General features: G+C 71.6%; 18 protein-coding genes. 6 read left to right on the forward strand and 12 right to left on the reverse strand.

All coding sequences use genetic code 11. The annotated features are described in order from the left end of the window. Positions 1-56 precede the first annotated feature (56 nt). On the forward strand, positions 57-1,169 hold the full coding sequence (locus ACFVTH_RS03965; RefSeq protein WP_387086942.1) for a YbdK family carboxylate-amine ligase: 1,113 nt from the start codon (positions 57-59) through the stop codon (positions 1,167-1,169). A 45-nt stretch (positions 1,170-1,214) separates the two neighbouring features. On the opposite strand, the gene ACFVTH_RS03970 is transcribed toward ACFVTH_RS03965, so the two are convergent. The 7 genes from ACFVTH_RS03970 to ACFVTH_RS04000 all read right to left on the reverse strand — a co-directional run bounded on the left by ACFVTH_RS03970 (position 1,215) and on the right by ACFVTH_RS04000 (position 9,048). After that, the gene (locus ACFVTH_RS03970) at positions 1,215-2,099 is read right to left on the reverse strand and encodes a MurR/RpiR family transcriptional regulator (RefSeq protein WP_387086944.1); all 885 of its coding nucleotides are present in this window, start codon (positions 2,097-2,099) and stop codon (positions 1,215-1,217) included. A 40-nt stretch (positions 2,100-2,139) separates the two neighbouring features. Further along, positions 2,140-3,102 carry an N-acetylmuramic acid 6-phosphate etherase gene (murQ, locus tag ACFVTH_RS03975; RefSeq protein ID WP_387086946.1) on the reverse strand — a complete coding sequence of 321 codons (963 nt, stop codon included), beginning with the start codon at positions 3,100-3,102 and terminating at the stop codon, positions 2,140-2,142. Next, entirely contained in the window at positions 3,099-4,421 is a 1,323-nt protein-coding gene (locus ACFVTH_RS03980; protein WP_387086948.1) for an anhydro-N-acetylmuramic acid kinase, read from the reverse strand. Before ACFVTH_RS03980 ends, murQ begins: the two co-directional genes overlap by 4 nt. Next, positions 4,418-5,836, reverse strand: coding sequence for a glycoside hydrolase family 3 protein (locus tag ACFVTH_RS03985; RefSeq protein ID WP_387086950.1), 1,419 nt, complete (start codon positions 5,834-5,836; stop codon positions 4,418-4,420). The genes ACFVTH_RS03980 and ACFVTH_RS03985 overlap by 4 nt, the downstream gene beginning before the upstream one ends. Positions 5,837-5,868: 32 nt before the next feature. Further along, complete coding sequence (locus ACFVTH_RS03990) at positions 5,869-6,714, reverse strand: carbohydrate ABC transporter permease (RefSeq protein ID WP_387088704.1); 846 nt, start codon at positions 6,712-6,714, stop codon at positions 5,869-5,871. A 74-nt stretch (positions 6,715-6,788) separates the two neighbouring features. Beyond that, a complete protein-coding gene (locus tag ACFVTH_RS03995; RefSeq protein ID WP_157422955.1) occupies positions 6,789-7,757 on the reverse strand; it encodes a carbohydrate ABC transporter permease in 969 nt (322 codons plus the stop codon). A gap of 4 nt (positions 7,758-7,761) precedes the next feature. After that, on the reverse strand, positions 7,762-9,048 hold the full coding sequence (locus ACFVTH_RS04000) for a sugar ABC transporter substrate-binding protein (RefSeq protein ID WP_387086952.1): 1,287 nt from the start codon (positions 9,046-9,048) through the stop codon (positions 7,762-7,764). A 142-nt stretch (positions 9,049-9,190) separates the two neighbouring features. Between ACFVTH_RS04000 and ACFVTH_RS04005 the strand changes: the two genes are divergently transcribed. Further along, complete coding sequence (locus ACFVTH_RS04005) at positions 9,191-10,153, forward strand: N-acetylglucosamine kinase (protein ID WP_387086954.1); 963 nt, start codon at positions 9,191-9,193, stop codon at positions 10,151-10,153. A 112-nt stretch (positions 10,154-10,265) separates the two neighbouring features. Here the strand turns inward: ACFVTH_RS04005 and ACFVTH_RS04010 are convergent, their stop codons facing one another. The 4 genes from ACFVTH_RS04010 to ACFVTH_RS04025 all read right to left on the reverse strand — a co-directional run bounded on the left by ACFVTH_RS04010 (position 10,266) and on the right by ACFVTH_RS04025 (position 13,841). After that, entirely contained in the window at positions 10,266-10,568 is a 303-nt protein-coding gene (locus tag ACFVTH_RS04010; protein WP_387086956.1) for a putative quinol monooxygenase, read from the reverse strand. A gap of 79 nt (positions 10,569-10,647) precedes the next feature. Further along, entirely contained in the window at positions 10,648-11,355 is a 708-nt protein-coding gene (locus ACFVTH_RS04015) for a PKD domain-containing protein (RefSeq protein WP_387086958.1), read from the reverse strand. 131 nt (positions 11,356-11,486) lie between these two features. After that, positions 11,487-12,056: a hypothetical protein gene (locus tag ACFVTH_RS04020; protein WP_387086960.1), complete on the reverse strand. Its 570-nt coding sequence runs from the start codon at positions 12,054-12,056 to the stop codon at positions 11,487-11,489. Between the two features lie 90 nt (positions 12,057-12,146). Further along, a complete protein-coding gene (locus ACFVTH_RS04025; protein WP_387086962.1) occupies positions 12,147-13,841 on the reverse strand; it encodes an acyl-CoA dehydrogenase family protein in 1,695 nt (564 codons plus the stop codon). A 345-nt stretch (positions 13,842-14,186) separates the two neighbouring features. Between ACFVTH_RS04025 and ACFVTH_RS04030 the strand changes: the two genes are divergently transcribed. Together ACFVTH_RS04030 and ACFVTH_RS04035 are read left to right on the forward strand one after the other, a co-directional pair. After that, positions 14,187-15,920 (forward strand): ABC transporter ATP-binding protein, encoded by a 1,734-nt coding sequence (locus tag ACFVTH_RS04030; RefSeq protein WP_387086964.1) that lies wholly within the window; start codon positions 14,187-14,189, stop codon positions 15,918-15,920. Then, positions 15,917-18,022: an ABC transporter ATP-binding protein gene (locus ACFVTH_RS04035; RefSeq protein ID WP_387086966.1), complete on the forward strand. Its 2,106-nt coding sequence runs from the start codon at positions 15,917-15,919 to the stop codon at positions 18,020-18,022. Before ACFVTH_RS04030 ends, ACFVTH_RS04035 begins: the two co-directional genes overlap by 4 nt. 151 nt (positions 18,023-18,173) lie before the next feature. Here ACFVTH_RS04035 and ACFVTH_RS04040 read toward each other — a convergent pair whose 3' ends face one another. Beyond that, positions 18,174-22,070 carry a S8 family serine peptidase gene (locus tag ACFVTH_RS04040; protein WP_387086968.1) on the reverse strand — a complete coding sequence of 1,299 codons (3,897 nt, stop codon included), beginning with the start codon at positions 22,068-22,070 and terminating at the stop codon, positions 18,174-18,176. Between the two features lie 180 nt (positions 22,071-22,250). Between ACFVTH_RS04040 and ACFVTH_RS04045 the strand changes: the two genes are divergently transcribed. Together ACFVTH_RS04045 and ACFVTH_RS04050 are read left to right on the forward strand one after the other, a co-directional pair. Next, the gene (locus ACFVTH_RS04045; protein WP_387086970.1) at positions 22,251-23,213 is read left to right on the forward strand and encodes a transcriptional regulator TrmB; all 963 of its coding nucleotides are present in this window, start codon (positions 22,251-22,253) and stop codon (positions 23,211-23,213) included. 81 nt (positions 23,214-23,294) lie between these two features. Further along, positions 23,295-24,662 (forward strand): nitrate/nitrite transporter, encoded by a 1,368-nt coding sequence (locus ACFVTH_RS04050; RefSeq protein ID WP_387086972.1) that lies wholly within the window; start codon positions 23,295-23,297, stop codon positions 24,660-24,662. Positions 24,663-24,788: the final 126 nt, after the last annotated feature.

The raw sequence follows: 24,788 nt of genomic DNA on the forward strand, positions 1-24,788 counted from the left end.
CCCTTGACTGGCGGCGTCGCGCTGGCGAGAGTGTGAGCAGCGAGAGGGGGATCGCGATGACCACCTTCGGCATCGAAGAAGAGTTCGTCTTCCTCGACCGGGAGACGCTGCGTCCGGCCGACGTCGCCGGCGACGCGTTCGCGCACCTCGCCGCCGACCCGCGGTGGCGGCCTCTCGCGCACCGCGAGTTCCTCGCCGCCCAGGTCGAGCACGCCTCGGCCGTCTTCACGAGCATGGCTGAGGCGCAGGCCGCCCTCGTCGGCTTCCGCCGCGAGGTCGCCGCCGAGGCCGATCGGCTCGACGTCGTCGCCGCGAGCGTCGGCTGCCCGCCCGATGCACTGCCGTTCCCGACGATCACCGACACGCCCCGGTACCAGCGCATCGTCGACGACATGGAGGGAGTGATCGCGGACCACCAGATCCAGGGCCTGCACGTGCACGTCGGGATCGCGGATCGCGACCAGGGCGTGCGTGCGCTGAACGTCGTGCGCAACTGGCTGCCGCTGATGTCGGCGCTGACGGGCAACTCCCCGGTCTGGCGCGGTCACGACACCGGCTACGAGAGCTGGCGCAACGTCGGCCAGCGCCGTTGGACGACGACGGGGTGCCCGCCCGAGTTCCGCGACGGAGCCGACTACGACCGCCGCCTCGAGCGGCTCGTCGGGGTCGGGGGCATGAAGGACCGCGCGATCATCATGTGGAACGCCAGGCTCTCGGTCCACGTACCGACCATCGAGGTGCGGGTCGCCGATGCGCAGCTCGAGGCCTGGTCCGCGGTACTGCTCGCGGCCGTGTGCCGCGCACTCGTCGAGAGCGTCCTCGACGCCTCGCTGGGCGCCGCCGACGCCGTGATGCCGAGCGACGAGGTCGCGCCCGGCCCCGAGCTCCTCAACGCCGCGCTGCTGCACGCGGCGCACAGCGGGCTCGACTCGCTCGTGCTCGACCCCGTGCTCGGCGAGCTTCGCCCCGCCCCCGAGGTGCTCGATCGCACCAGGGAGCTGCTCGCCCCCGCGCTCGAGGCGAGCGGCGACGCCCGTCTCGTGGCGACCGGGTTCCAGCGCCTGCTCGAGGAGGGCACCGGCGGTGCGAGGCAGCGCGGGGCGTTCTCGTCGGGCGGGATGCCCGCGCTCCGGGAGCTCTACGAGGCGACGTTCGCGGCCGAGGACTGAGGCGCTCGACGCCGACGACCGAGGTGCCCGACGCCGACGACCGGCTCAGACCGGGCGGCGCCGCGTCTCGACCCGGTGCGTCGCCGTGACCTCGAAGGTGCGCTGCAACGGCGACGCGACGGCGTCGCCCAGCCGCTGCGCGACCCTGACGAACAGGAAGTCGATGACGGCGAGCTGCGCGATGCGGCTCGACATCGCCCCGACCCGATAGCTCGACTCGCGGGCGTGCGTCATCAACACGAACTCGGCGAGCTCGGCGACGGGCGACTCGGGCGAGTTCGTCACCGCCACGGTCGTCGCCCCGCCCTCGCGGGCGACCTCGAGCGCGTGGTTCGTCTCGGCGGTGAGGCCCGAGTGCGAGATGCCGATCGCGACATCCCCGGGCTTGCGCAGCGCCGCCGAGACGAGCGCGAGGTGCACGTCGACCGAGCAGAACGCCGAGATGCCGATGCGCGAGAGCTTCTGCTGCAGGTCCTGGGCGGTGAGCCCGCTCGAACCGAATCCGTAGATGTCGACGTGCGCGCCGCCCACGATCGCGTCGACGACGTCGTCGAGCACCGTCGTGTCGAGGCCGCCGACCGTCTGCTCGATCGCGAGCACCTCGTGGAAGGCGATCTTCGCGATCACGTCGGCCGCGGTGTCGTCGGGGTCGATGTCGGCGTTCGCGATGCCGAAGCGATCGCGCTCCGCGGCCTCGCGGCTCACGGCGCTCGCGACCTCCATGCGGAACTCCCGGTAGCCCGTGTACCCGAGCGTCTGGCAGAACCGGGCGACCGTCGACAGCGAGGTGCCGCAGACGCGTGCGAGGTCGGTGATGGTGAGGTCGACCACGAGCGTGGGGTCGGCGATGATCGCCTCGGCGACGCGCGCCTCGGACGAACTCAGGCGCGGGAGCGCCTCACGCACGGTCGAGAGCACGTTCGCCGACATCTCCTGCCTTCCGTTCCTTCTCCTCGTGATCGCGGCCGCCCTAGTCGCCGGTCGTGTCGCGCACGCTGGAGAGAGCATCGCGCAGCACTCCATCTTCGGCGGCGAGGCGCGCCAGCGCGAGTTGGGGATCCACCCCAGTCATGGTCACGAGGATCGCGGCCTTCACGTGCCCGTCGACCGCGGCGAGGGCGGCGGAGGCCGTCGCGGCGTCCACCCCGGTCGCCTGCATGACGATGCGCTCGGCCCGCGCGCGGAGCTTCGCGTTCGTGGCCTGCACGTCGACCATGAGGTTGCCGTGCACCTTGCCGAGCCGCACCATCGCGATCGTGGAGATCGCGTTGAGCACCAGCTTCTGCGCGGTGCCGCCCTTCAGGCGGGTGGAGCCGGCGACGATCTCGGGGCCGACGACGGTCTCGATCGCGAGGTCGGCGGCCGCGCCGATCGCCGAGCCCTCGTTGCAGGCGAAGCCGATGCTGAGCGCGCCGACGCGCTTCGCGTACTCGATCGCGCCGAGCACGTAGGGGGTGCGCCCCGATGCGGAGATCCCGATGAACGCGTCGGCCGGGCCCAGCCCGATCGACTCGAGGTCGGCGGCGCCGAGCGCCCGGTCGTCCTCGGCGTTCTCGACCGCCGACCGAAGCGCGCCGTCGCCGCCCGCGATGAGGCCGACGACGAGCGCCGGGTCGGTGCCGAAGGTCGGCGGGATCTCGCTCGCGTCGAGCACGCCCATGCGCCCGGCGGTGCCGGCCCCGGCGTAGACGAGGCGCCCGCCGCCGCGGAGGCGCGCGACGATGGCGTCGACGGCGGCGGCGATCTGCGGGGTCGCCTCGGTGACGGCTGCGACGGCCTGGGCGCTCTCGGCCTGCATCGCCGCGATCTGCGCCTCGGTCGAGAGCAGGTCGAATCCGGCGTGGGCGTCGTTGACCTGTTCGGTCGAGAGTTCGCCGAGCAGTTCGCGCAGCGCGTGATGCTCGGCCGACTGCTGCGGTGCGTGACCGCTCATGGTGTTGCTCCCCCGTTGGTGCGGTGTTCGTCGGTGCGGTGTTCGATGGTGCGGTGTTCGATGGTGCGGTGTTCGATGGTGCGGTGTTCGATGGTGACGGATGCCACGCCGGCGAGCGGCGCGGGCAGTTCGAGCGGCGTCGGGCCCGGCGAGAGCCGCCCGAGCACGCGGGCCTCCGCCGGCTCGGCGCCGAGCTCGACCGGCAGGCCGTGCAGGCTGAACCACCCGAGGAGCGCGAACATGAGGGACTCCTTGAACGCCGGGTCGAGGCCGCGGGCGGCGCTCGACTCGACGGCGATGCCGCGGGCGGTCGCGTGCTCGGCGATGCGGGCGAGCAGCACGGGGTTGAGGGCCCCGCCGCCCGAGCAGATGAGCGTGGCGGGCGCGGCGTCGGCGAGCGCGTCGACGACGCTGCGCGCGGTCAGCTCGGTGAGCGTCGCGACGAGGTCGGCGACGGGCAGGGGATCGGCGGCGTCGGACCACGCTCGGTCATCGAACGTCGCCGCGACCGCGGCGTCGACGACCCCGAGGTCGAAGGTCTCGCGCCCGGTCGACTTGGGCGACGGCGCGGCGAAGTACGGGTGCGCGAGCAGCGTCGCGAGGAGCCCCTCGTGCACACGCCCGGCGGCGGCGAGCCGCCCGCCCTCGTCGTAACCCTTCGCGCCCGCCGAGTGGCGCTCGACGACCACGTCGATGAGGCAGTTGCCGGGGCCGGTGTCGAACGCGACGACGCGACCGTCGGTCCCGACGAGCTGCACGTTCGCGATGCCGCCGAGGTTCACGGTCGCGATCGCACGGCCTGCCGTGCGGGCCTCCTCGCCCAGCCAGAGCCGGTCGAAGAAGGCCATGAGCGGCGCGCCCTCGCCGCCGGCCGCGATGTCGGCCATGCGCACGTCGGAGAGGACGGGCACGCCCGTGCGCTCGGCGATCCACGCGGGCTCCCCGAGCTGCAGGGTGCCACGGGCGTGCCCGTCCTCCACCCAGTGGTGCACGGTCTGGCCGTGCGAGACGACGAGGTCGGGCGTCGTGCCCGACTCCCGGATGCCCCGGACGGCCGCCTCGGCGAAGGCCCGGCCGAGCTCGGTGGTGAGCCTGGTCCAGCCGCCCGCGTCGAGCGCCTCGCCGGCCGCGGCCGAGAGGATGCGCGCGCGGAGCGCGGGCTCCCAGTCGACGGTGGTCGCGTACATCGGGGTGAGCCGCAGCGACGGCGCGCCCGTGCCGGTCTCGCTCGAGGTCGACCCGGCGACGGGCTCGATGTCGACCACGGCGACGTCGATGCCGTCGGCCGAGGTGCCCGATTGCAGTGAGAGCACGATCACGCGCGGGCCCCCGACCCGAGGAGCTCGCTCGCGACCTCGGCTGCGAGGCGGCTCGCCGCTCGCGTGTGCAGCGTCGGCAACGGCAGCGGCTCGCCCGGCATGCCGGTGTCGACCACGACGGCGTCGGGACGCATCGCCGCGATGCTCGCGACGCGGTCGCGCTGCGGGCCCGGTGCGCCGACGGCGTCGACGATCACGACGAGCGACCCGCCGCCGGGCACCGCCGCGTCGCCGCGCAGCACCTCGCCGCCGGCCGCGAGCGCCCGCTCGACGTAGTCGGCGTCGCTGTCGACGGCGAGCGTCGAGCGCCCGCGCACATCGAGCACCGTACGCCCCGCTGGCAGCGCCGGGATCTCGGCATCGACCGTGATCGCCTCGCGGGCGACCCGATGCGCGTCGAGGGGCAGCCGTTCGTCGGGCGACGGCTCGGCGAGCGAGGCCGCGAGCTCTCGCACGCGGTCGGCGGCGCGCTCGAGCGCGGCGACCTCGAGCGTGCGGTCGTCGAGCGCGTCGAAGATCGCCTGCTGCACCTCGCGGAAGTCGCGCACGTCCTGGTCGGCCGCGGCCGCCGCCCCCGGGTTCGTCGGGTTCGAGATGCAGAGCAGGTCGGCGCCCGCGCGGAGCGCCTGCACGGCACCTGGTCCCGCGCCGACCGACTCGCGCACCGCGGCCATGTCGAGCGCGTCGGTGATGATGACGCCCTCGAAGCCGAGGCCCCTGAGGTGCCGGAGGGCGGTCGGGTTCAGCGTCGCCGGCGCCGGGCCCCACTCGGGCACGATGATGTGCGCGGTCATGATCGCGGCGACCCCGGCCGCGATCGCCGCGCGGAACGGCGGCAGGTGCATGCGCTCGAGCTCGTCGAGCGAGATCGTGAGCTCGGGCATCGCATGATGCGAGTCGAGGTGGGTGTCGCCGTGCCCCGGGAAGTGCTTCACGCACGCGGCGGCACCGGCGCGCTGGATGCCCCGGAGCTGCGCGACGGCGTGCCGCGAGACGAGCTCGGGATCGGCTCCGAAGGAGCGCACGCCGATGACCGGGTTGCGCGGATCGGTGTTCACGTCGGCGACCGGCCCGAGCACCACGTTCGCCCCGACGGCGCGCGAGCGGTCGGCGAGGTGCTCGCCGACCGCCTCGGTCGTCGCGAGGTCGTCGACGAAGCCGAGCTGCGCCGCGCCCGGAAGGGTCGAGCCGAGCGCGGCGTCGACGCGGGTGACGTTGCCGCCCTCCTCGTCGATGCCGATGAGGAGCGGCCGGGTCTGCGCCGAGTACGCGGCGAACTCGGCGGCGAGCCCGCCGCCCGCCGGGTGCAGGTTGTGCGCGAAGAGCACCGCTCCCGCGAGGCCCGCGTCGAGCTCACGGCGAAGCCAGTCCGGAATGCTCCGGCCGAGGAAGCCCGGCCAGAGCACTCCGCCCACCAACCCCCTGACGGTGGGATCGTCCGCGGCGGTCACCCCTTCACCGCGCCGGCCACGAGGCCGCTCGACAAGCGACGCTGGACGATGACGAAGAAGATCATGACCGGGATCGTGATGATCGTCGATGCGGCCATGATGTAGCCCCACTCGTTCGAGTGCTCGCCGAAGAACTGCTTGAGGCCGATGGCCACCGTGTAGTTCTCGCTGGCCCCGCCGAGCAGGGTCATGGCGAAGATGAACTCGTTCCAGGCGGTGATGAACGAGAAGACGCTCGTCGCGACGAGTCCGGGCATGACGAGGGGCAGCAGCACCGAGCGGAACATCCGGCCCCAGCTGGCGCCGTCGATGTACGCGGCCTCCTCGAGCTCGACGGGCACCGCGGCGACGAAGCCGCGCAGCATCCAGATGCCGAACGGCAGCGAGAGCGCGACGTAGACGACCATGAGGCCGAGCAGCGTGTTGAGCAGCTGCAGGTCGCGCACCTGCACGAACAGCGGGATGACGAGCGCCTCCAGCGGCACCATCTGCACGATGAGGATCATGAGCAGCATCGCCGTGCGGAACTTGAAGCGGAAGCGGGCCACCGCGACCGAGGCGAGGAGTGCGAGCAGCGCGCTCGCGAGCACCGTCACGACCGCGACGATCGCCGAGTTGCGGAGGAACACGTCGAAGCCGCCCTCGGTGAGCACGTACTCGAAGTTGGAGAGCGACCACTCGCGAGGCAGGATCTGCTGTCCGCCCGCGCCGGCCTGCGCGTCGAAGGCGCTCGAGAGCATCCAGAACGCGGGGAAGAGGGTGAAGCCGAGCAGCAGCACGACGAGCACGGCCTTGCCGCCTGCGATGCGCGCCTTGCGCGCCGACTTGCGGCTCGTGCGCAGCCGCTTCGCCTCGGCGGATGCCTCGGAGCGGGTGCCGCGCGAGGCATCCGGCCGCTTCTCGGTGGTGACGGCGCTCACAGCTCCTCCTCCTTCAGCATGGTGCGCACGTACACGACGGTGATGCCGAGCAGTACGAGGGTGAGCAGCACGGCGATCGCCGAGCCGAAGCCGTAGCGGTTCTGGCCGAAGGACTCGACGTACGACCAGACGCCGAGGTTCAGCGCCTCACGATTCGAGCCGGCGCCGCCGGGCATGAGGTAGACCTGCGCGAAGACCTTGAAGTCCCAGATCGTCGACAGGATGATGACGACCGCGAAGACCTGCTTGAGGTTCGGCACGATGATGCGCCAGAAGCGGCGCCAGGGGCCTGCGCCGTCCATCTCGGCGGCCTCGAGCATCTCCTTCGGCACACCGAGGAGGCCGGCGAGGATCGTGATGGCGACGAACGGGAATCCGTGGTGGATGACGTTGAGGAGGACGATGCCGTAGAAGGTGTACCGGTTCGTGAACCAGTTGACGGGCTCGTCCTGGAGGCCGAGGGCTTGGAGCGTCTCGTTGACGATGCCGCGGTCGGCGTCGAAGATCCAGATCCAGACGTAGGTGCCGGTGACCGCGGGCATGGCCCAGGCGATCATGATGGCGCTGCCGACGACGGTGCGCCAGAAGCCGCCGAGGCTCGCCATGAGCACCGCGACGGCGGTGCCGAGGGCGACGGTGCCGGCGACGGCGAGCACCGCGAAGCCGACCGTGTTCGGCAGCACGACGGTGTAGAGCTCGGGGCTCGTGAAGATCTCGCCGTAGTTGGCGAGGCCGATCCAGTTGGGCTCGCCCGAGACGATCTCGCGCAGGCCGTAGTCCTGGAGGGAGAAGAGGAGCACCCGCACGAGCGGCCACAGCAGCAGCACGGCGAGCACCGCGAGCGCGGGGGCGAGGAGGAGCCAGGGGCGGCTCCGGGTCAGGAGGCTCTTGCGGGCGGCCCCGCCGGCCGCGCGGGGAGCCGAAGCTCCCGGCGCGGCCGTCGGAACCTGAAGGGTGTTCGACACGAGGTCAGCCGTTCATGATCTCGTCCATCTCCGCGGCGGCGTCGGTGAGCGCCTGCTCGACCGTCTTCTGCCCGGAGAGGATCGCCTGGATGGCGGTGTTGGTGGTCTTCTTCGCCTGGACGGCGCCGAACTTCGGGGTCACCGGCGGGGTGCCGCCGCCCTCGACCATCTGCTGGGCGAAGGGCTGCACGAGCGGGTCGTCGGAGGCGATCGCCTCGTCGAGGAGCGAGGTCTGGCCGGGGAAGTAGCCGGTCTCGTCACCCCACTGCTTGGCGAAGTCGCCCGTGGTCATCAGCTTGATGAACTCCCACGCGAGGTCCTTGTTCTTCGCCGTCTCGAACATCGAGAGGTGCGAGCCGCCGAGCACCGACGGGGCGATGCCGCCGTCCTTGCCGGGGATCGGGGCGGCGGCGAACTTGCCCTCGAGCTCGGCGTTCTTCTCGACGATCGCGGCGGGCGTCCACGAACCCATGAGGGCCATGGCGATGTTGCCCTGCGCGAAGTTGTCGAGGACGTCGGTCTCCTTCCACGTGGTGGCGCCGGCCGACGAGAAGCCGTGCTCGGTCGCGAGGCCCGTGTAGAAGCCGATGCCCTCCTGCGACTCGTCGCTGGCCATGCCCGAGACCCACTCGTCGCCCTCGAGCGTCGAGATCTCGCCGCCCGCGCCCCAGACCCAGGGGTAGACGCCGAACTCGGCGTCGCCCGGGACGGCGAAGGGCATCATCTCGGGGTGCGCGGCCTTGATGGCCTCGCCCGCGGCGACGATCTCGTCCCACGTGGTCGGGGCCGCGAGGCCGAGCTCCTCGAACACGTCGGAGCGGTAGACGAGCGAGCGCACGCCGGCGTACCACGGCATGCCGTTGAGCTCGTCGTCGTAGGTGCCGGCGGTGACGAGGCCCTCGACGAGGTCGCCGCCGAGGTCGTCGCCGTCGACGTACTCCTGGATCGGGGCGAGCGCGCCGGCGTCGGCGAACTCGGCCGTCCAGGTGGTGCCGGTCTCGGCGACGTCGGGCGTGGTGCCGCCCGCGATCGACGTGACGAAGCGGTCGTGGGCGTCGGCCCACTGCACGAACTCGACGTCGAGCTCGGCGCCGGTCTTCTCGGTGAAGGCCTCGGCGACCTCGTCGAAGTAGGCGTCGGAGTCGGGGTTCGTGCCTTCCATGATCCAGACGGTGAGCGTCTGGCCTTCGGCGTTCGTGCCGCCGTCGCCGTTGTCGCCGGACGAGCAGGCGGTCAGGCCGAGCGCGGCGGCGACGCCGAGCGCGGCGATCGGGAGGAAGCGCTTGTTCATCAGGATGGTCTCCTCGTTGAAACTGTTCGTGGGCGCAGGGGCCCTGGCTGTGATTCTCTGGACAGACGTGATCCGCGGACAGATCGATTCTCTCTGGAAGTAGTATTCGGGAATGGCGCCAAGATTGCAAGAAACTTCCGAAGTGCCGGAAGTCGTGCTCGGCATCGACGTCGGCGGCACCGGCGGCCGCGCCGCGCTCGAGCCGCTCGCCGCGGCGTTCGGCGAGGAGCGCGTGCTGCTCGACGGGCCGCCCGTCGCGATCACGGCGGGCGGGAGCTCAGCACTCGCCGTGACCGGTGCGCTCATCGAGGAGGCGGCATCGGCACTGCACGGCCGCTGGCCCGACGCCCGTATCGCCGGCGTCGCGATCGGCGCGACCGGCATCGCCTCGCTCGTCACGAACCCCGCCGCGTCGCTCGCCGCCCTCTCGGAGGCCGCGGGCGGGGCGCCCGTCGCCCTCGCGATCGACGCCGTGACCGCGCACCTCGGGGCACTCGCGGGTGAGGCCGGCGCGGTCGTCGCCGTCGGCACCGGCACGATCGCGCTCGGTACCGACCTGCACGAGGTGTGGCGCCGCGTCGGCGGCTGGGGTCACCTCTACGACGACCGCGGGTCGGGCGCGTGGATCGGGATCGAGGGCCTGAAGGCGGCGATCCAGACCCACGACGGCGTCACCGCGGATGCCTCGGCGCTGCTGACGGCGGCCGAGTCGCGCTTCGGCGCCGCGCCGAGCTGGCCCGCCCAGCTCTACACGCGCGACGATCGCGGCTCGGTGCTCGCGGGCTTCGCGGCGGATGTCGCCGGGCTCGCCGCGCTCGGCGACCCCGTCGCCGGCCGGATCATGTCGGAAGCGGGCGGGCACGCGGCCCGCACGCTCGCGGCGGCGCTCGACCCCGCACTCCCCCGTCGTGCCGCGGGCGTCGGCGGTGTGTTCGCCGCCGGCGGCGAGTTCACCGCGGCGTTCACCGCGGAGTTCGCGGGGCTCGCCCCCGACGCCACGCTCGTGGTCGGCTCGGCGACGCCGCTCGACGGCGCCGTGCGGCTGGCGCGGCTCGTCGCCGCCGGCGAGCTGCCGGCGGGGCATCCGCCGTTCCTGTGGGTGTGAGGGGCCCGGCGCGGGTTCGGCCGCGCGTCGGGGCCTGCGCAGGATGAGCGCGCGGGCGGGGCCGCTCCGGAGAGTACCGAATGACTCACCCTGTTCAAGCTGCCGAACAGGATCAGCCGCGAAGGGGTGAGCCGGCGACCTCGAAGCGGTGGCCGTCGTGCTCGCCGTTCAGCAGCGGCATGACCTCGGCGATGGAGGCACGCACCTCGGGCAGCTGCAGCGAGGCCTGATGCGCCGCGGCCGACTCCCAGAGCTCGCTCACGTAGACGAAATCGGGCTGCTCGTCGTTGAAGCCGACCTCGTAGAGGAGGCAGCCGTGGCGCCCGAGCTCGGCGCCCGGTCGGGTGAGGAGCTCGATCACCTGGTCACGGGCGCCCGGCTGCACGCCGAGCCGCCCGACATTCGCGAAGGTCATGCTGCGATTCTCACCGGACCCGCCGACAGCGGGTCGCCGAGCGTGCCGCCGCGCAGCCGAGGGGCTGCCCGAGGCGGCCTCAGCAGCCGGGGCCGGCGGGATTCGCCCGGCAGTCGTCCTTCGTGAGCACGGTGTCGACCTCGCCGACGAGCACGGGCTGCGGCGGCCCCGCGACGGCGAGCGTGCCGGCGATGCCCTGCCAGGCCGAGCCGCCGAAGCGGTACTCCGCGGCGAGCGCGACCTCGAGCGTCACCGTGTACTCGCCGGGCTCGGCGTAGACGTGGCTCGTGCCCGTCGGGCTGAACTCGCGGAGGCCGAGCTGCTCCCATGTCGCGCCTGCAGTCGGACTCGTGACCGTCACCCCGTCGCTGTGCACCCAGCGATATCCGACCGGGGTGAATCGCACTTCGGCGGGCCGGCCGAGCAGCGTTCCCGCCACGACCTCGGCCGAGGCCTCGGCGACGAAGTTCGCCGGAAGCCCCGCGACCGCCCACCCGCCGGGCTGCATCTCATTGCCCGGCTTCGCCGGCCGGAAAGACGCGATGTCGCGCAGGGTCACCGTCGCCGGCGCGCCGGGAGCCGCGGGCGGCGGCGTCACCTCCGGGCGGGCGCACGCCTGCTGGAAGTTGGCGTCGCAGAGGCGCGCCCAGTCTTCGCCCGACCAGACGTCGGCTTCGCCGGGAGGTGGCGCAGCGGTAGCCTCCTGCCCGCCCTCGGGGGAACTTCCGTCGGGAGACTTGACGACCGCGGGTGGACGGTTCGGCTCGACGAGCGCGTCGAGAATCACCTCCGAGCCTTCGGTCTCCGCATTCAACGAACCGCAACCAAACGCAGCCAACAGATCGGCGCACTCACCTGAGCCGTCGCTGGCTTCCGCGCTGAAACCGCCGTCGAGCGCGAAACAAGCAGCAACCAGAATCAGCAGAAGTCGGAGCCGGACCATTGGCTGATCCCATCCACCACGAGGATGCTTGGTTCATCCGTTGACTTAGAGACGAGTTCGGCCTTCGACGGGATCCGCTCAAGTCGGTCCTTCGGCGTTACATCGATGCCGTCTGCATCAATCACGCGAACGCCGGAGACATCTCGGCACAAGTAGATCGAAACGGATGCGATGTCGTCTATCTCGGTTCGTTCCACTAGCGATGCTGTGTCGAATGTGGTCTGTCCTTGAGTGTGCCCTCCCGCGGAGCGAAGAGCATCGAACTCGGAACCGACGTTGCCCGCGAACTCCGCCGTGACGTAGGGATCGATCCGCTCGGCGTCGTCCCCTCCATCCGAAGCAATCGAGCCGGACATCGAGGCGTACGCCTCATACGCCTCGACCGCCGCGGCGAGCGCCTCATCATCCGACGCGAAGATCGGCGCCGCGCTCGCGGTCGGCGTCGGCTCGGGCGACGGCTCGGCCTCGGGCGTGCACGCGCTCAGCGCGAGTGCCAGCGCACCGGCCGCGGCGAGCGCGGCGATGCGCAGGCTCGGGATCGACATGGCGTCCACGATAGGTGAGTGGCACACCGCGCCGAGGCGATTATCCACAGGCCGCAGCGTCACGACGCCGAAGGGGGTGATCGACGCCTACTACCCGACCGCGCGGGCGACGAGCGCGGCCGCATCGACGCCGGCGGGCAGCGCGCCGTACTGCGATCCGCCCTCGCCGCCGAGCCGCGAGCGCACGAAGGCGTCGGCCACCGCATCGGGTGCCGCCCGCACGAGCAGCGACGCCTGCAGCACGAGCGCGAGCCGCTCGGTGAGCTCTCGCGCGCGCAGTGCCGCCGAGCCCGCGCCCGCCCCGCCGTCGGCGAGCGCCGCGCCCACCGTCCGCACGAGCGCCTGCCCCTCGGCGAGCGCGACGTCGAACGCCCGCGACGAGCCCGCCGCCGACCCGACCTCGTCGAAGAACGCCTCGAACGACTCGGGCTCGCGAGCGAGCACGCGCAGCACGTCGAGCGCGATGACGTTGCCCGAGCCCTCCCAGATGGCGAGCAGCGGCTGCTCGCGATACCGCCGTGCGAGCGGGAACGCCTCGGTGTACCCGTTGCCGCCGAGGCACTCGAGCGCCTCGGCCACATGCCCGGCCCCGCGCTTGCACACCCAGTACTTCCCGAGCGCCGTCGCCAGCCGCCGGAACGCCTGCTCCGAGCCACTCGTCCCAGCCGACACCGTCGCATCGTGGTCGAATGCGCGCGCGAGCCGCATCGCCGTCCAGGTCGCCGCCTCGGATTCGAGCGCGAGGTCGGCGATCACGGCCGTCATCGCGGGCTGGTCGACGAGCGTCGCCCCGAACGCCTCGCGGTGCCGCACATGCCAGGTCGCCTCGGCGACGGCCTGCCGCATCCCGGCCGCCGAGCCGATGACGCAGTCGAGGCGCGTGCGCGTCACCATCTGCACGATCGTGGCGACCCCACGACCCTCGTCGCCGACGAGCCACGCGGTGGTGCCGTCGAACTCGACCTCGCTCGACGCATTGGATCGGTTGCCGAGCTTGTCCTTCAGCCGCTGGATGCGGAACACGTTGCGCGTCCCGTCGGGCAGCACGCGCGGCACGAAGAAGCAACTGAGCCCGTGCGGCGCCTGCGCGAGCACGAAGAACGCGTCGCTCATGGGCGCGCTGCAGAACCACTTGTGGCCGGTGAGCACGTACTCGGCGCCCCACTCGGGTGCGAGCCCGTCGCCCGCGCGACGCTCCGCGCGCGTCGTGTTCGCGCGCACGTCGGAGCCGCCCTGCTTCTCGGTCATCGCCATGCCCATGAGCGCCGACGCCTTCGCGGGCGAGAGGGCCGGGTCGTACGTGCGGCTCAGCAACCGGGGCATCCAGTCATCGCGAAGGCCGGATGCCGCGAGCTCGAGCGTCGGCACGGCGGCATGCGTCATCGACACCGGGCAGGCGTGGCCCGGCTCGACCTGCGCGAAGAGGAGGAACGCCGCCGCCCGGTCGACGTTCGCGCCCGGTCCGGGCGCGGCCTCGGCGCCGGTGTGGGCGCCCGAGGCGACGGCGGCCCCGATCACGCGGTGGTAGGCCTCGTCGTACTCGACCTCGTCGATGCGGTGCCCCCAGCGGTCGTGCGTGTTCAGCACCGGCGGGTGCGTGTTCGCCCGCTCGGCGTCGCGCTGGAAGGCCGCTGAACCGACATGGCGGCCGATCTCGTGGAGTGCGGGCACCGCGGCGCCGCTCCCCCAGCGCGCCACCGCCTCGACGAGCGGCGCGTTCGCGGCGTACTCGTCGACCTCCTCCCGCGGCGGAGCCTGGTTCGCGACCTCGTGCGTCTGGATCATCGTCGACCTCCGGTTGTCATCCTGCCCCGGCGCCGGCCGGATGTCTCGCCGGAACGGATCGCCCTCGTCCTACGTGGCGCTGAAACGGCACCCCGAGGCATCCCGGATCGACGGCTCGTGCGAGCGTGAAGGCGCCTCGATTTCGCCCTCGGTGAACGCAATGGGTCGGATGACCCGGTGCGCTTGATTCCTGATCAGCGCCGTGTTTGGCTGTAACGCTGCAATGTCGGACGGGGGTGCGACGATGCAGTCCGGGCGGAGGAGCGACCAGCTCCGCGACGGTCGCGCGCGCACGAATTCGCCGCGGTCGAAGCATCCGCCGTTTCGCCGATTCCTGGAGATCACATGCTCGGAAGACTCCTGTTCAGATACCTGAGGCCGTACTGGCCTCTCCTACTCGGCGTACTGGCGTTCCAGATCGTCGCCGCCTACGCCAACTTCCAGCTGCCGACGCTCAACGCGCAGATCATCGACGACGGCGTCGCCAAGGGCGACACCGACGTCATCTGGCAGTCGGGCGCCCTCATGCTCGGCATGTCGCTGCTGCAGATCGTCACCCAGCTCGTCGCCACCTGGTTCGCCGCCATGGCCGCGATGAAGCTCGGCCGCGACATCCGCGACGACGTGTTCGAGCGCGTGTCGGGCTTCTCCGAGCGCGAGGTGTCGACCTTCGGCCCCGGCTCGCTCATCACCCGCAACACCAACGACGTGCAGCAGGTGCAGATGCTCGCGATGATGGGCTCGACCTTCCTCGTCGCGGCGCCGATCATGGCGTTCTACGGCATCTACAAGGCGCTGTCGGTCGACGTCGGCCTGAGCTGGATCATCGCGGTCGCGGTGCCCACGCTGCTCATCGTCGCCGGCATCATCATCTGGCGTATGGTGCCGCTGTTCCGCTCGTACCAGGTGAAGCTCGACGGCGTGAACCGCATCATGCGCGAGCAGCTCACGGGCATCCGCGTCGTGCGCGCCTTCGTCCGCGAGGACATCGAGGAGGCGCGCTTCCGCGAGGCGAACACCGACATCATGGTCGTCGGCCGCAAGGTCGGCTCGCTCTTCGTGCTGATGTTCCCGCTCGTCATGCTCGTGCTCAACGTGACGCTCGTCGGCGTGATCTGGTTCGGCGCGATCGAGGTCGACGAGGGCAACACCGAGATCGGCGTGCTCTTCGCCTTCATGCAGTACGTCATGCTCATCCTGATGGGCGTCATGATGGCGAGCTTCATCACGATCATGATCCCGCGCGCGGCCGTCTCGGCCGAGCGCATCGGCGCCGTGCTCGACGTCGACTCGACGCTCGAGCGGCCGGCGAACCCGGTGACGAACTTCCCGACCCCGGGCACGGTCGAGTTCCGCGGCACCGGCTTCACCTACCCGGGCGCCGAGCACCCCGTGCTCAGCGGCATCTCGGTCAAGGCCGAACCGGGCGAGACGCTCGCGATCGTCGGTTCGACGGGCGCAGGCAAGACGACGCTCGTGTCGCTGCTGCCGCGCCTCTTCGACACGACCGAGGGCGCCGTGCTCGTGAACGGCGTCGACGTGCGCGAGGCCGACCTCGACCTGCTGTGGAAGAGCATCGGGCTCGTGCCGCAGCGGCCGTTCCTCTTCACCGGCACGGTCGCGTCGAACCTGCGGTTCGGCCGCGAGGACGCGACCGACGACGAGCTCTGGCACGCGCTCGAGATCGCGCAGGGCCGCGACTTCGTCGAGGAGATGGAGGGGCAGCTCGACGCGCGCATCGCGCAGGGCGGCACCAACGTCTCGGGCGGCCAGCGCCAGCGCCTCGCGATCGCCCGCGCGATCGTGCACCAGCCCGACATCCTCGTCTTCGACGACTCGTTCTCGGCGCTCGACCTCACGACCGACGCGAGGCTCAGGCAGGCGCTCTGGCGCGAACTGCCGAATGTCACCAAGGTCGTCGTCGCGCAGCGCGTCTCGACGATCACCGATGCCGACCGCATCGTCGTGCTCGACGACGGCGTGGCCGTGGGCGTCGGCACGCACGAGCAGCTGCTCGAGACGTGCCAGACGTACCGCGAGATCGTCGAATCCCAGCTCGGAGTGGAGGCGGCACGATGACCGACCAGAGCCCCAAGACCGCCGAACCCGTGCTCAGCGAGGACGAGAAGCTCGAACTCGAGATGGCCGAACAGGCCCGCATCAGCGCCGACGACTGGAGCGGCGGCGTCGCCCCGGGCAAGGCCGCGAACTTCCGCCAGTCGTTCGGGCGCCTGCTCGGCCTGCTGAAGCCGCACGCCTTCGGGTTCACCCTCGCGTCGGTGCTCGGCGCGATCGGCGTCGTGATGACCGTCTGGGCACCGAAGGTGCTCGCCGAGGCGACGAACCTCATCTTCGAGGGATTCATCTCGGCGCAGATGCCGCCCGGCGTCACGAAGGAGCAGGTCGTCGACCAGCTCGAGGCCGCCGGCCAGACCGACCAGGCCAACATGGTGCAGGCGATGAACCTGGTGCCGGGCGAGGGCATCGACTTCGTGGCGCTCAGCCGCGTCGTCATCCTCGTGCTGTTCCTCTACATCGCCTCGTCCCTCCTCATGTGGATCCAGGGCTACGTGGTGAACGTGATCATGGTGCGCGCGATGTGGAAGCTGCGCGAAGACGTCGAGGCGAAGATCAACCGGCTGCCGCTGAGCTACTTCGACAAGGTGCAGCGCGGCGAGCTGATCTCGCGCGTGACGAACGACATCGACAACATCACGCAGACGATGCAGCAGTCGCTCTCGAGCGCGCTCACGAACGTGCTCACCGTCATCGGCGTGCTGTTCATGATGTTCACGATCTCGTGGCAGCTCTCACTCGTGGCGCTCATCTCGCTGCCGCTCATGGGCGTGATCTTCGGCGTCATCGGGCCGAAGTCGCAGAAGGCCTTCGGCACGCAGTGGCGCAAGGTCGGCCGGCTCAACGCCCGGGTGGAAGAGTCGTTCTCGGGTCACGCGCTCGTCAAGGTGTACGGCCGTGAGGCCTCGAGCCGCGAGGCGTTCAAGGCCGAGAACCAGGAGCTCTACGAGGCTTCGTTCAAGGCGCAGTTCCTGTCGAACATCATGATGCCCGCGATGACCTTCATCGGAAACCTGCAGTACGTCGGCATCGCGGTGCTCGGCGGCATCATGGTCGCGAGCGGTTCGCTCCGACTCGGCGACGTGCAGGCGTTCATCCAGTACTCGCAGCAGTTCTCGCAGCCCCTGTCGCAGCTCGGCGGCATGGCCGCCGTGGTGCAGTCGGGCACGGCCTCGGCCGAGCGCGTCTTCGAACTGCTCGACGCCGACGAGCAGGAGGCTGACGCGGTGAACGCGCCGGCGCCGGTCGACGGTGACGGCACGATCGTGTTCGACCACGTCGCGTTCTCGTACGTTCCCGACCGCCCGCTCATCAAGGATCTGTCCTTCCGGGTCGAGCCCGGGCAGACGGTCGCGATCGTGGGCCCGACGGGTGCAGGCAAGACGACGCTCGTGAACCTCATCATGCGGTTCTACGAGCTGAACTCGGGTCGCATCCTGCTCAACGGCCAGGACATCGCCGACCTCACCCGGTACGACGTGCGGGCGAAGACCGGCATGGTGCTGCAGGACCCGTGGCTGTTCGCCGGCTCGATCCGCGAGAACATCCGCTACGGTCGTGCCGACGCCACCGACGACGAGATCGTCGCGGCGGCGAAGGCGACGTACGTCGATCGCTTCGTGCACTCGCTGCCCGACGGCTACGACACCGTGCTCGACGAGGACGCCTCGAACGTCTCGGCGGGTGAGAAGCAGCTCATCACGATCGCCCGCGCGTTCGTGGCGCAGCCGAGCGTGCTCATCCTCGACGAGGCGACGAGCTCGGTCGACACCCGCACCGAGCTGCTGCTGCAGCACGCGATGGCCGCGCTGCGCGAGGGTCGCACCTCGTTCGTGATCGCGCACCGTCTCTCGACGATCCGTGACGCCGACCTCATCCTCGTGATGGAGCACGGCGACATCGTCGAGCAGGGCAACCACGAGCAGCTCATCGCCGCGAAGGGTGCGTACTACCGCCTCTACAATTCGCAGTTCGAGCAGGCGGCGACCGACCTCGACGCCGAGCAGGCGCTCGGCGACGGCACCGTCGTCACCTCGTCCGACGCCCAGCCCGAATCCGCGCTCCTCCGGGGCATGGAGGAGGAGATCATCGAGGCGAGCGAGTAGTCGCGAGCTGCACGACGAGACCGAGGCCCCGACGACGTATGTCGTCGGGGCCTCGGCCCGTTCTCGGCGGTTCAGGAGCGCCCCGCCTCAGCAGCGCCCTGCCTCAGCGGAGCGCCACCTCAGCAGCGCCCCGCCTCAGCAGCGCCCCGCCTCAGCGACCGCCCTTCTTCACCGGGGCGACCTCGAAGGCCCGCTCGATCTCCTGGCTGAACGTGCCGCCGGCCTCGTCGGTCGACGTCACCCGCAGGTCGACCCAGCCACCGGCATCGGGCACCCGGATGTCGGCGTCGTAGCTCACGAGGTACGAACGCCCCTCGGGGAACCCGCCGGCCGGCGGCTCGCCGGGGCCCGAGTCGTCCGTCGAGACGACCTCGAGGTCGACCGGCGTCCACTCGCCGCCCGCGGTGCGCACCTCGAGCGTCGTGCCCGTCACCTTCGCCGAGCCGACGGCCCCGCTGATGTGCCCGATCTCGAGCCCGAGCGCGACGGGCTTGCCCTTCTTGCGATCGGCGCCGACACGGCCGCGCTCGTCGAGGTCGACGTCGTAGTACGCCTGCATCATCGGCAGGATGGTGCGGGTGTAGTCGCTCGAGTCCCACGTCGACGAGAAGCCCCATTCGGTGCGGGTCTTCGTCGACGACGGCATCACGCCGCCGTCCTGCGTCGTCGTGTTCACCACGCGCACCGCGTGCTCGCCGTCGGGGATGTCCCAGCCGTTCAGGCTCTGGTACGCCGACGTCTTCACGAGCTCGCCGTCGAGGTGCAGCTCGATCGACTGGGTGATGCCGGGTGTGCCGGCGTACATGTCGATTCCACCGGTGCGCTTCGGCGAATCGCCGTCGGCCCACGAGGGCAGGTTGAGCTGGATGCCGTCGCCCGATCGCAGCGGCGCCCAGTAGCCCGGCCCCACGTAGGGGCGCACGACCGAACCGAAGTAGCTCGACTCGGTGCGCTCGCCGGGCTCGTAGGCCCGCACGACGTCGCGGACGTTCCAGCCCCAGTCGACCGCGTTGACGTTCTGGTACCACTCGACCTGGTCGGTGTTCACCCACTCGGCACGCTCGATGCCGCGCGAGGTGCGCAGCGGGAACCCGGTGCCGTACTCGGTGCTCGGCACGAAGTCGTACCGGTACTCGCCGACGGTCTCGCCCCGCTCGCCGTAGTAGGTGGTGTCGATGCGGGCGAGCTCGGTCGGACGGTAGGCGAGCTGCTCGGGAACCGAGCCGTCGCTGTAGCGGGCGATGTCGAAGACCTCCTCGGCGATCGGGATGCCCTCGCCGGTCACGGTCGTCGGCTTCTTCGCGATCGCGGCGAGCACTCCACGCCCCTGCACGCCGCTGATCGCGGCGACCGGGATGGCGACGTCGGTCGTGTAGTCCTCCGAGCCGACCCACTCGCTGAGCTCGCCGTCGCCGTCGTTGACGACGATGAGCAGCTTCGCCCCCGCGGCCGCGGCGTTCGCGGCGCGGGCCGACGCCGAGACGGTGTCGGATCGGGTGACGACCGCGACCTTGCCCTTCACGTCGACGGCCGCGAACTCCTCGGCGCTGCCCAGCCCCGCCGCGACCGCGCGAGCGCGGATCTCGCCGTCGAGCAGCGTCGAGCCGGCCTGCGCGATGAGGTCGAGCTCCTCCTTGCCGGCCTTCAGCGCGAGCAGCGGGTCCTGCAGGCGCCACCGGGTGGTGAAGTCGAAGCTCTCGGCCTCGGGCGCCTCCATCGGCTGGGCGTAGAGCTCGTCGATCCACACGGGAGCGAGCGCGCTGCCGCTGAAGCCGTCGACCCCGAAGTCCATGCGGCGCACGACCGCCTCGACCTCGTCCTCGCCGACGTCGACCGTGACCGGCTCGGTGGCGCGGGCGTCGAAGGCGACCTCCTTCGCCCCGTCGAGCACGACGTCGGGGTCGCCGACGAGCGCGATCGCCTGGGTGTCGGCGTCACGGGCGACGTCCATGAACGACATCACCGAGTAGAGCCCGGCCGGCAGGCGCAGCGTGGTCTCGCCGGCGACGCCGAACGAGGTGTACCAGCCGGTCGCCGCGTTCCAGATCCATCCGTAGGTCTCGAGGGGGTCGCCCTCGAAGTCGGTGGCCGTGACGGTGAGGTCGTACCGCTCGGCCTCGGCGATCACGCCGAGGGCGGTGCGGGTGACGGCCTCGCCGTCGACGGCGGCGGTGAGCACGCCCGACAGCTGGGCGCCCGCGGGCACCTTCGCCGGGTCGGCGGTCATCGTCACCGTGCGGGTCTCGCCGGCGGGGATGGTCAGCTCGTCGGCGTCGATCGCGAGCACGTCGGATGCCTCGCGCGCCGACATCGGCTCGAGGCCGCCGCCGCCCGTGCCCGGCGTGGTGTCGACGAGCGACGCCTCGATCGCGAGCACGACCTCGGCGTCGCCGCGGTTGGTGTACTCGACGGTGCGCACGACCGGCTCGGCGGCCTCGCCCCACGCGAGCATGCCGAAGTCGCCCGAGCCCGAGGCGACGACGGTCGACTCGACGGCGTTCGCGACGTCGACCACGCCGGCGCCGACCTGGTACGGCGTGAGTCCGACGTCGGTCGCGGTGCTGACGAGCGCCGCGCGCAGCTGCGCCGCGGTGTACTCGGGATGCTGCTGCTTGACGATCGCGGCGGCACCGGCGACGTGCGGGGTCGCCATCGAGGTACCGCTCATGCCGATGTAGGCGCCGTCGCCGTCGCTGTCGGCCGACCGGGCGGCGGTGACGTCGTTGCCGGGGCCGGCGAGATCGGGCTTCAGCGCGCCGGAGCCGACGAGCGGCCCCTGGCTCGAGAACCAGGAGAGCTCGCCGCTCGGGTCGTCGACCGAGCCGATCGTGAGGGCGCTCGCGGCGGCGCCGGGCGAACCGATCGTCTCGGGCGACGACGAGTTGCCGGCGGCGACGATGAAGAGCGCGTCGGTCTCGGCCGAGATCGTGTTGAGCGCCTCCGACATGACGTCGAGGCCGTCGGAGCCCTGACGGGTGCCGAGGCTCATCGAGACGATGTCGGCGCGCTCGCCGGCCCACTCCATCGCGGAGATGATCCACGAGTCCTGGCCGAAGCCCTCGGAGTCGAGCACCTTGCCCACGAGCAGCTCCGCGCCGTCGGCGACGCCGCGGTGGGTGCCGTCGCTCGCGGCGCCGGTGCCGGCGATCGTCGACGCGACGTGGGTGCCGTGGCCGTTCGGGTCCCACGCCACCTCTTCGCCGGGCACGAAGCTCGTCGACTCGGGAAGCACGCGGCCCGCGAGGTCGGGGTGGGTGTCGTCGTAGCCGGTGTCGAGCACCGCGACGGTCACGCCGTCGCCGGTGTAGCCGGCGGCCCACGCCTCGGGCGCCCCGATGTACGGCACGCTCGAGTCGAGGGTGGCCTCGACCTTGCCGTCGAGGTGGATGGCCTCGATGCCGCCGCCGAGCTTCGCCTCGGCCGGGTCGGCGCTGAACGCGCGGGCACCCGCGGCGGGGGCCCCGGTCAGCGCGGCCCAGGTGCCGGCGGCACTCGAGTGGTCGGCGGTCGCGGCGGCGCCGCCGATGCTCGCGAGCGGCGCGCCGAGCTCGACGCCGGGAACCGGTGCCGGTGCCGACCGGCGGCCGGCCGCGGCATCCTCGAGCTCGACGATGATGGGCGTCGCATCGACCGAGGCGTCGTCGTAGCCGAACTCGATGAGCTGCGACACGTTGAAGAGGTCGCGGTCGAGCACGCCCGACGCGAGGTACGGCATCGCGGCCGCGGGCAGTACGTGGAGGTCTCCGTCGACCTCGATCGTCTGCACGCCGGCGCCCGGCTGCGCGGTCTCGATCTCGACGGCGTGCGTGCCGTCGGAGAGGTCGGTGACGCGCACGCGGTCGCCGGTGATGAGGGTGACGGCGTGCTCGTCGGCGGGAGCGGCGGCCGGCGTCGTCGGCGTGCCGCCGCCCCCGCCCGGATCTGCGGGATCGGCCGCCGCCGGCAGTGCGGCGGCGCCGATGCCGGCGACGCCGATCGCGATGCCGCTGATGGCGGCCGCGATCGAGCGTCGGCGACGCGACGCGGATGTGTTGGTGCTTCGTGGCATTAGGGATACCTCTCGCATGTCGGATCTGACTTGCTGAGCACGCTTCCACACGCCGCCGGTTAGGGTGGTGGCGGAGAGATGCCATGGCCTCGATCCGCCACGACGGGGTCGCCACCGGCCCGGGATCGACCCGAGGTCGATCCCCGTGCGGAGCTGGCCGCGGAGAACGGAAGTGCGCGGGTGCTCGAGGCGATCGGACTGGACGACGAGCACACGTCCGTCTATCGCCTGATCCTGCAGCGCCCGTCCGCGAACCTCGACGAGCTCGCCGCCGCGGCCGGCTCGACCATCGGCCGGATGCGTCGCATCCTCGCCGAGCTCGAACGGCTCGGCCTCCTCGCGAGGCAGGCCTCGGCGCCCGACCGGGTCGTGGCCTCGCCGCCGTCGATCGCCCTGCGCCCGATGCTGCTCGAGCGCGAGCGCGGGCTCGCCCAGGCGCACGAGACGCTGCTGCAACTCAGCGAGGTCTACCGCGAGGGCGCCGCGCAGCGGGTGGCCCCCGATGTCGTCGACGTCATCGTCGGCGCCGACGCGGTCAGGCAGCGGTTCGCGCAGCTGCAGGCCTCGGCGACCGGGCAGGTGAGCGTGTTCGTGCTCAACGAGATCGCCTTCCTCGACGCCGACGAGAACGAGGAGGAGGACCGGGCCCTCGCCCGCGGCGTGCGCTATCGCGTCATCGTCGAGAAGGCCGTGCTCGAGCGTCCGGGCTTCATCGACTCGGCGCGCGAGGCCGCCGCGTACGGCGAGGAGGTGCGGGTGCTGCCGACGCTGCCGACGCGGCTCGTCATCGCCGACGACCAGATGGCGCTGCTGCCGATGCGCTCGCACGGCGAGGCGCGCGCAGCCGGGGCGTTGCTCGTGCATCCGAGCGGGCTGCTCGACCTCGTGCTCGCGATCTTCGAGGAGTTCTGGGCGAGCTCGACCGAGTTCCTCACCACCGGCGAGATGCCCGGCGCGCACGATGCGATCGACCGCGACCTCCTGAAGCTCCTGCTGCTCGGTCTCACCGACGCCGCCGCCGCCGCCCAGCTCGGCATCTCGGTGCGCACCGTGCAGCGGCGGATCGCCGAGCTCATGGAGACCGCGAAGGTGTCGACCCGCATCCAGCTCGGCGCGGAGGCCGTCCGCCGCAGCTGGGTCTGAGGCATCCGGTCGCGGCGACGCGACTACGCTGGAAGGCGATGGCGGCCGTCCGCGCCGCCGCCCCGAGGAGATTCCGCACTCGTGACCGGCACCCCGCAGCTCGCACCGAACTGGCGGCTGTGGCTGGTCTGGGGCGTCAGCGTCGCCGCGTACATCGTCTCGGTCACGAACCGCACGTCGCTCTCGGCGGTCGGCGCCGACGCGGCGGTCAGGTTCGATGCGGATGCCTCGACGCTGTCGATGTTCGCGGTGATCCAGCTGTTCGTGTACGGCGCCATGCAGATCCCGGTCGGCCTGCTGCTCGACCGCTTCGGCGCCCGCCCGATCGTCACCGCCGGCATGGCGCTCATGGCGTCGGGACAGCTGGTGATGGCGCTGTCGACCGACGTCGGCACCGCGATCATCGCGCGCGTGCTGCTCGGCGCCGGCGACGCGGCGATCTTCCCGAGCGTGCTGCGCGTGGTCGCGACGTGGTTCCCGCAGCAGCGCGCGCCGCTCATGGTGCAGATGACCGGCATCATCGGGCAGACCGGGCAGCTGCTGGCCCTTCTGCCGATGGCCGCGCTCCTGCACGCGACGAGCTGGACGGTCGCGTTCGGGAGCCTCGCCGGGCTCGGCGTGCTCTTCACGATCCTGACGTTCGCGATCGTGCGCAACCACCCGCCGTCGAGCGATGCGGATGTCTCGGTCAACACCGAGACCGGGGCGATCGCCGTCGTCCGCTCCTCGGCCGACCTGCGCCAGGGGTTCAGTGAATCGTGGGGGCACCCCGGCACCCGGCTCGCGTTCTGGTCGCACTTCACGACCCCGTTCGCGGGCACCGCGTTCGTCATGCTCTGGGGCTTCCCGTTCCTGACCGCCGGCGAGGGACTGACGCCGGCGATGGCCTCGCTCGTGCTCAGCGCGTTCGTCGTCTTCGGCATGCTCGTCGGCCCGGTGATGGGCGCGCTCTCCAGCCGGCACCCGCTGCGCCGCTCGCGCATGCTGGTGCTGCCGACCATCGCGATCCAGGCGGTCGTGTGGCTCGTCGTCATCTCGTGGCCCGGCCCCGCCCCGTTGTGGCTGCTCTTCGCGCTCGCGCTCGCGCTCGCGACCGGCGGGCCCGCGTCGATGATCGCCTTCGACCACGCGCGCACCCACAACCCGAGCCACCGGCTCAGCACCGCGACGGGCATCGTCAACGGCGGCGGATTCATCGCGGGCCTCATCGCGATCTTCCTGATCGGCCTCGCGATGGACCTGCAGGGCGCGGGAACGCCCGAGACCTACTCGCTCGAGGCCTTCCGACTCGCGTTCCTCACGCAGGTGCCGCTCTGGATCCTCGGCGCGGCCCTCATCATGCTCGAGCGGCGGCGCACCCGGGTGCGGATGGGGCTCGACGAGCCGCGGGTGCGCCGGCGCGACCGGGGCTCGCGCGATCCCGACGAGCAATCCTCAGAATCACCTTGACAGCCACGCTGGAGGCGCGGAAGGCTAAGCCCTAGGGTCCGCGGAGCGCCAGAGGCGTGACGAGCATGCAATTGCACGGACGATGTCGTCACGATCCGACCCTGGCCGAGGACGGGCCGAAGGAGT

This window comes from Agromyces sp. NPDC058104 (assembly GCF_042884835.1).
In the GTDB taxonomy this organism is placed as follows: Bacteria; Actinomycetota; Actinomycetes; order Actinomycetales; family Microbacteriaceae; genus Agromyces.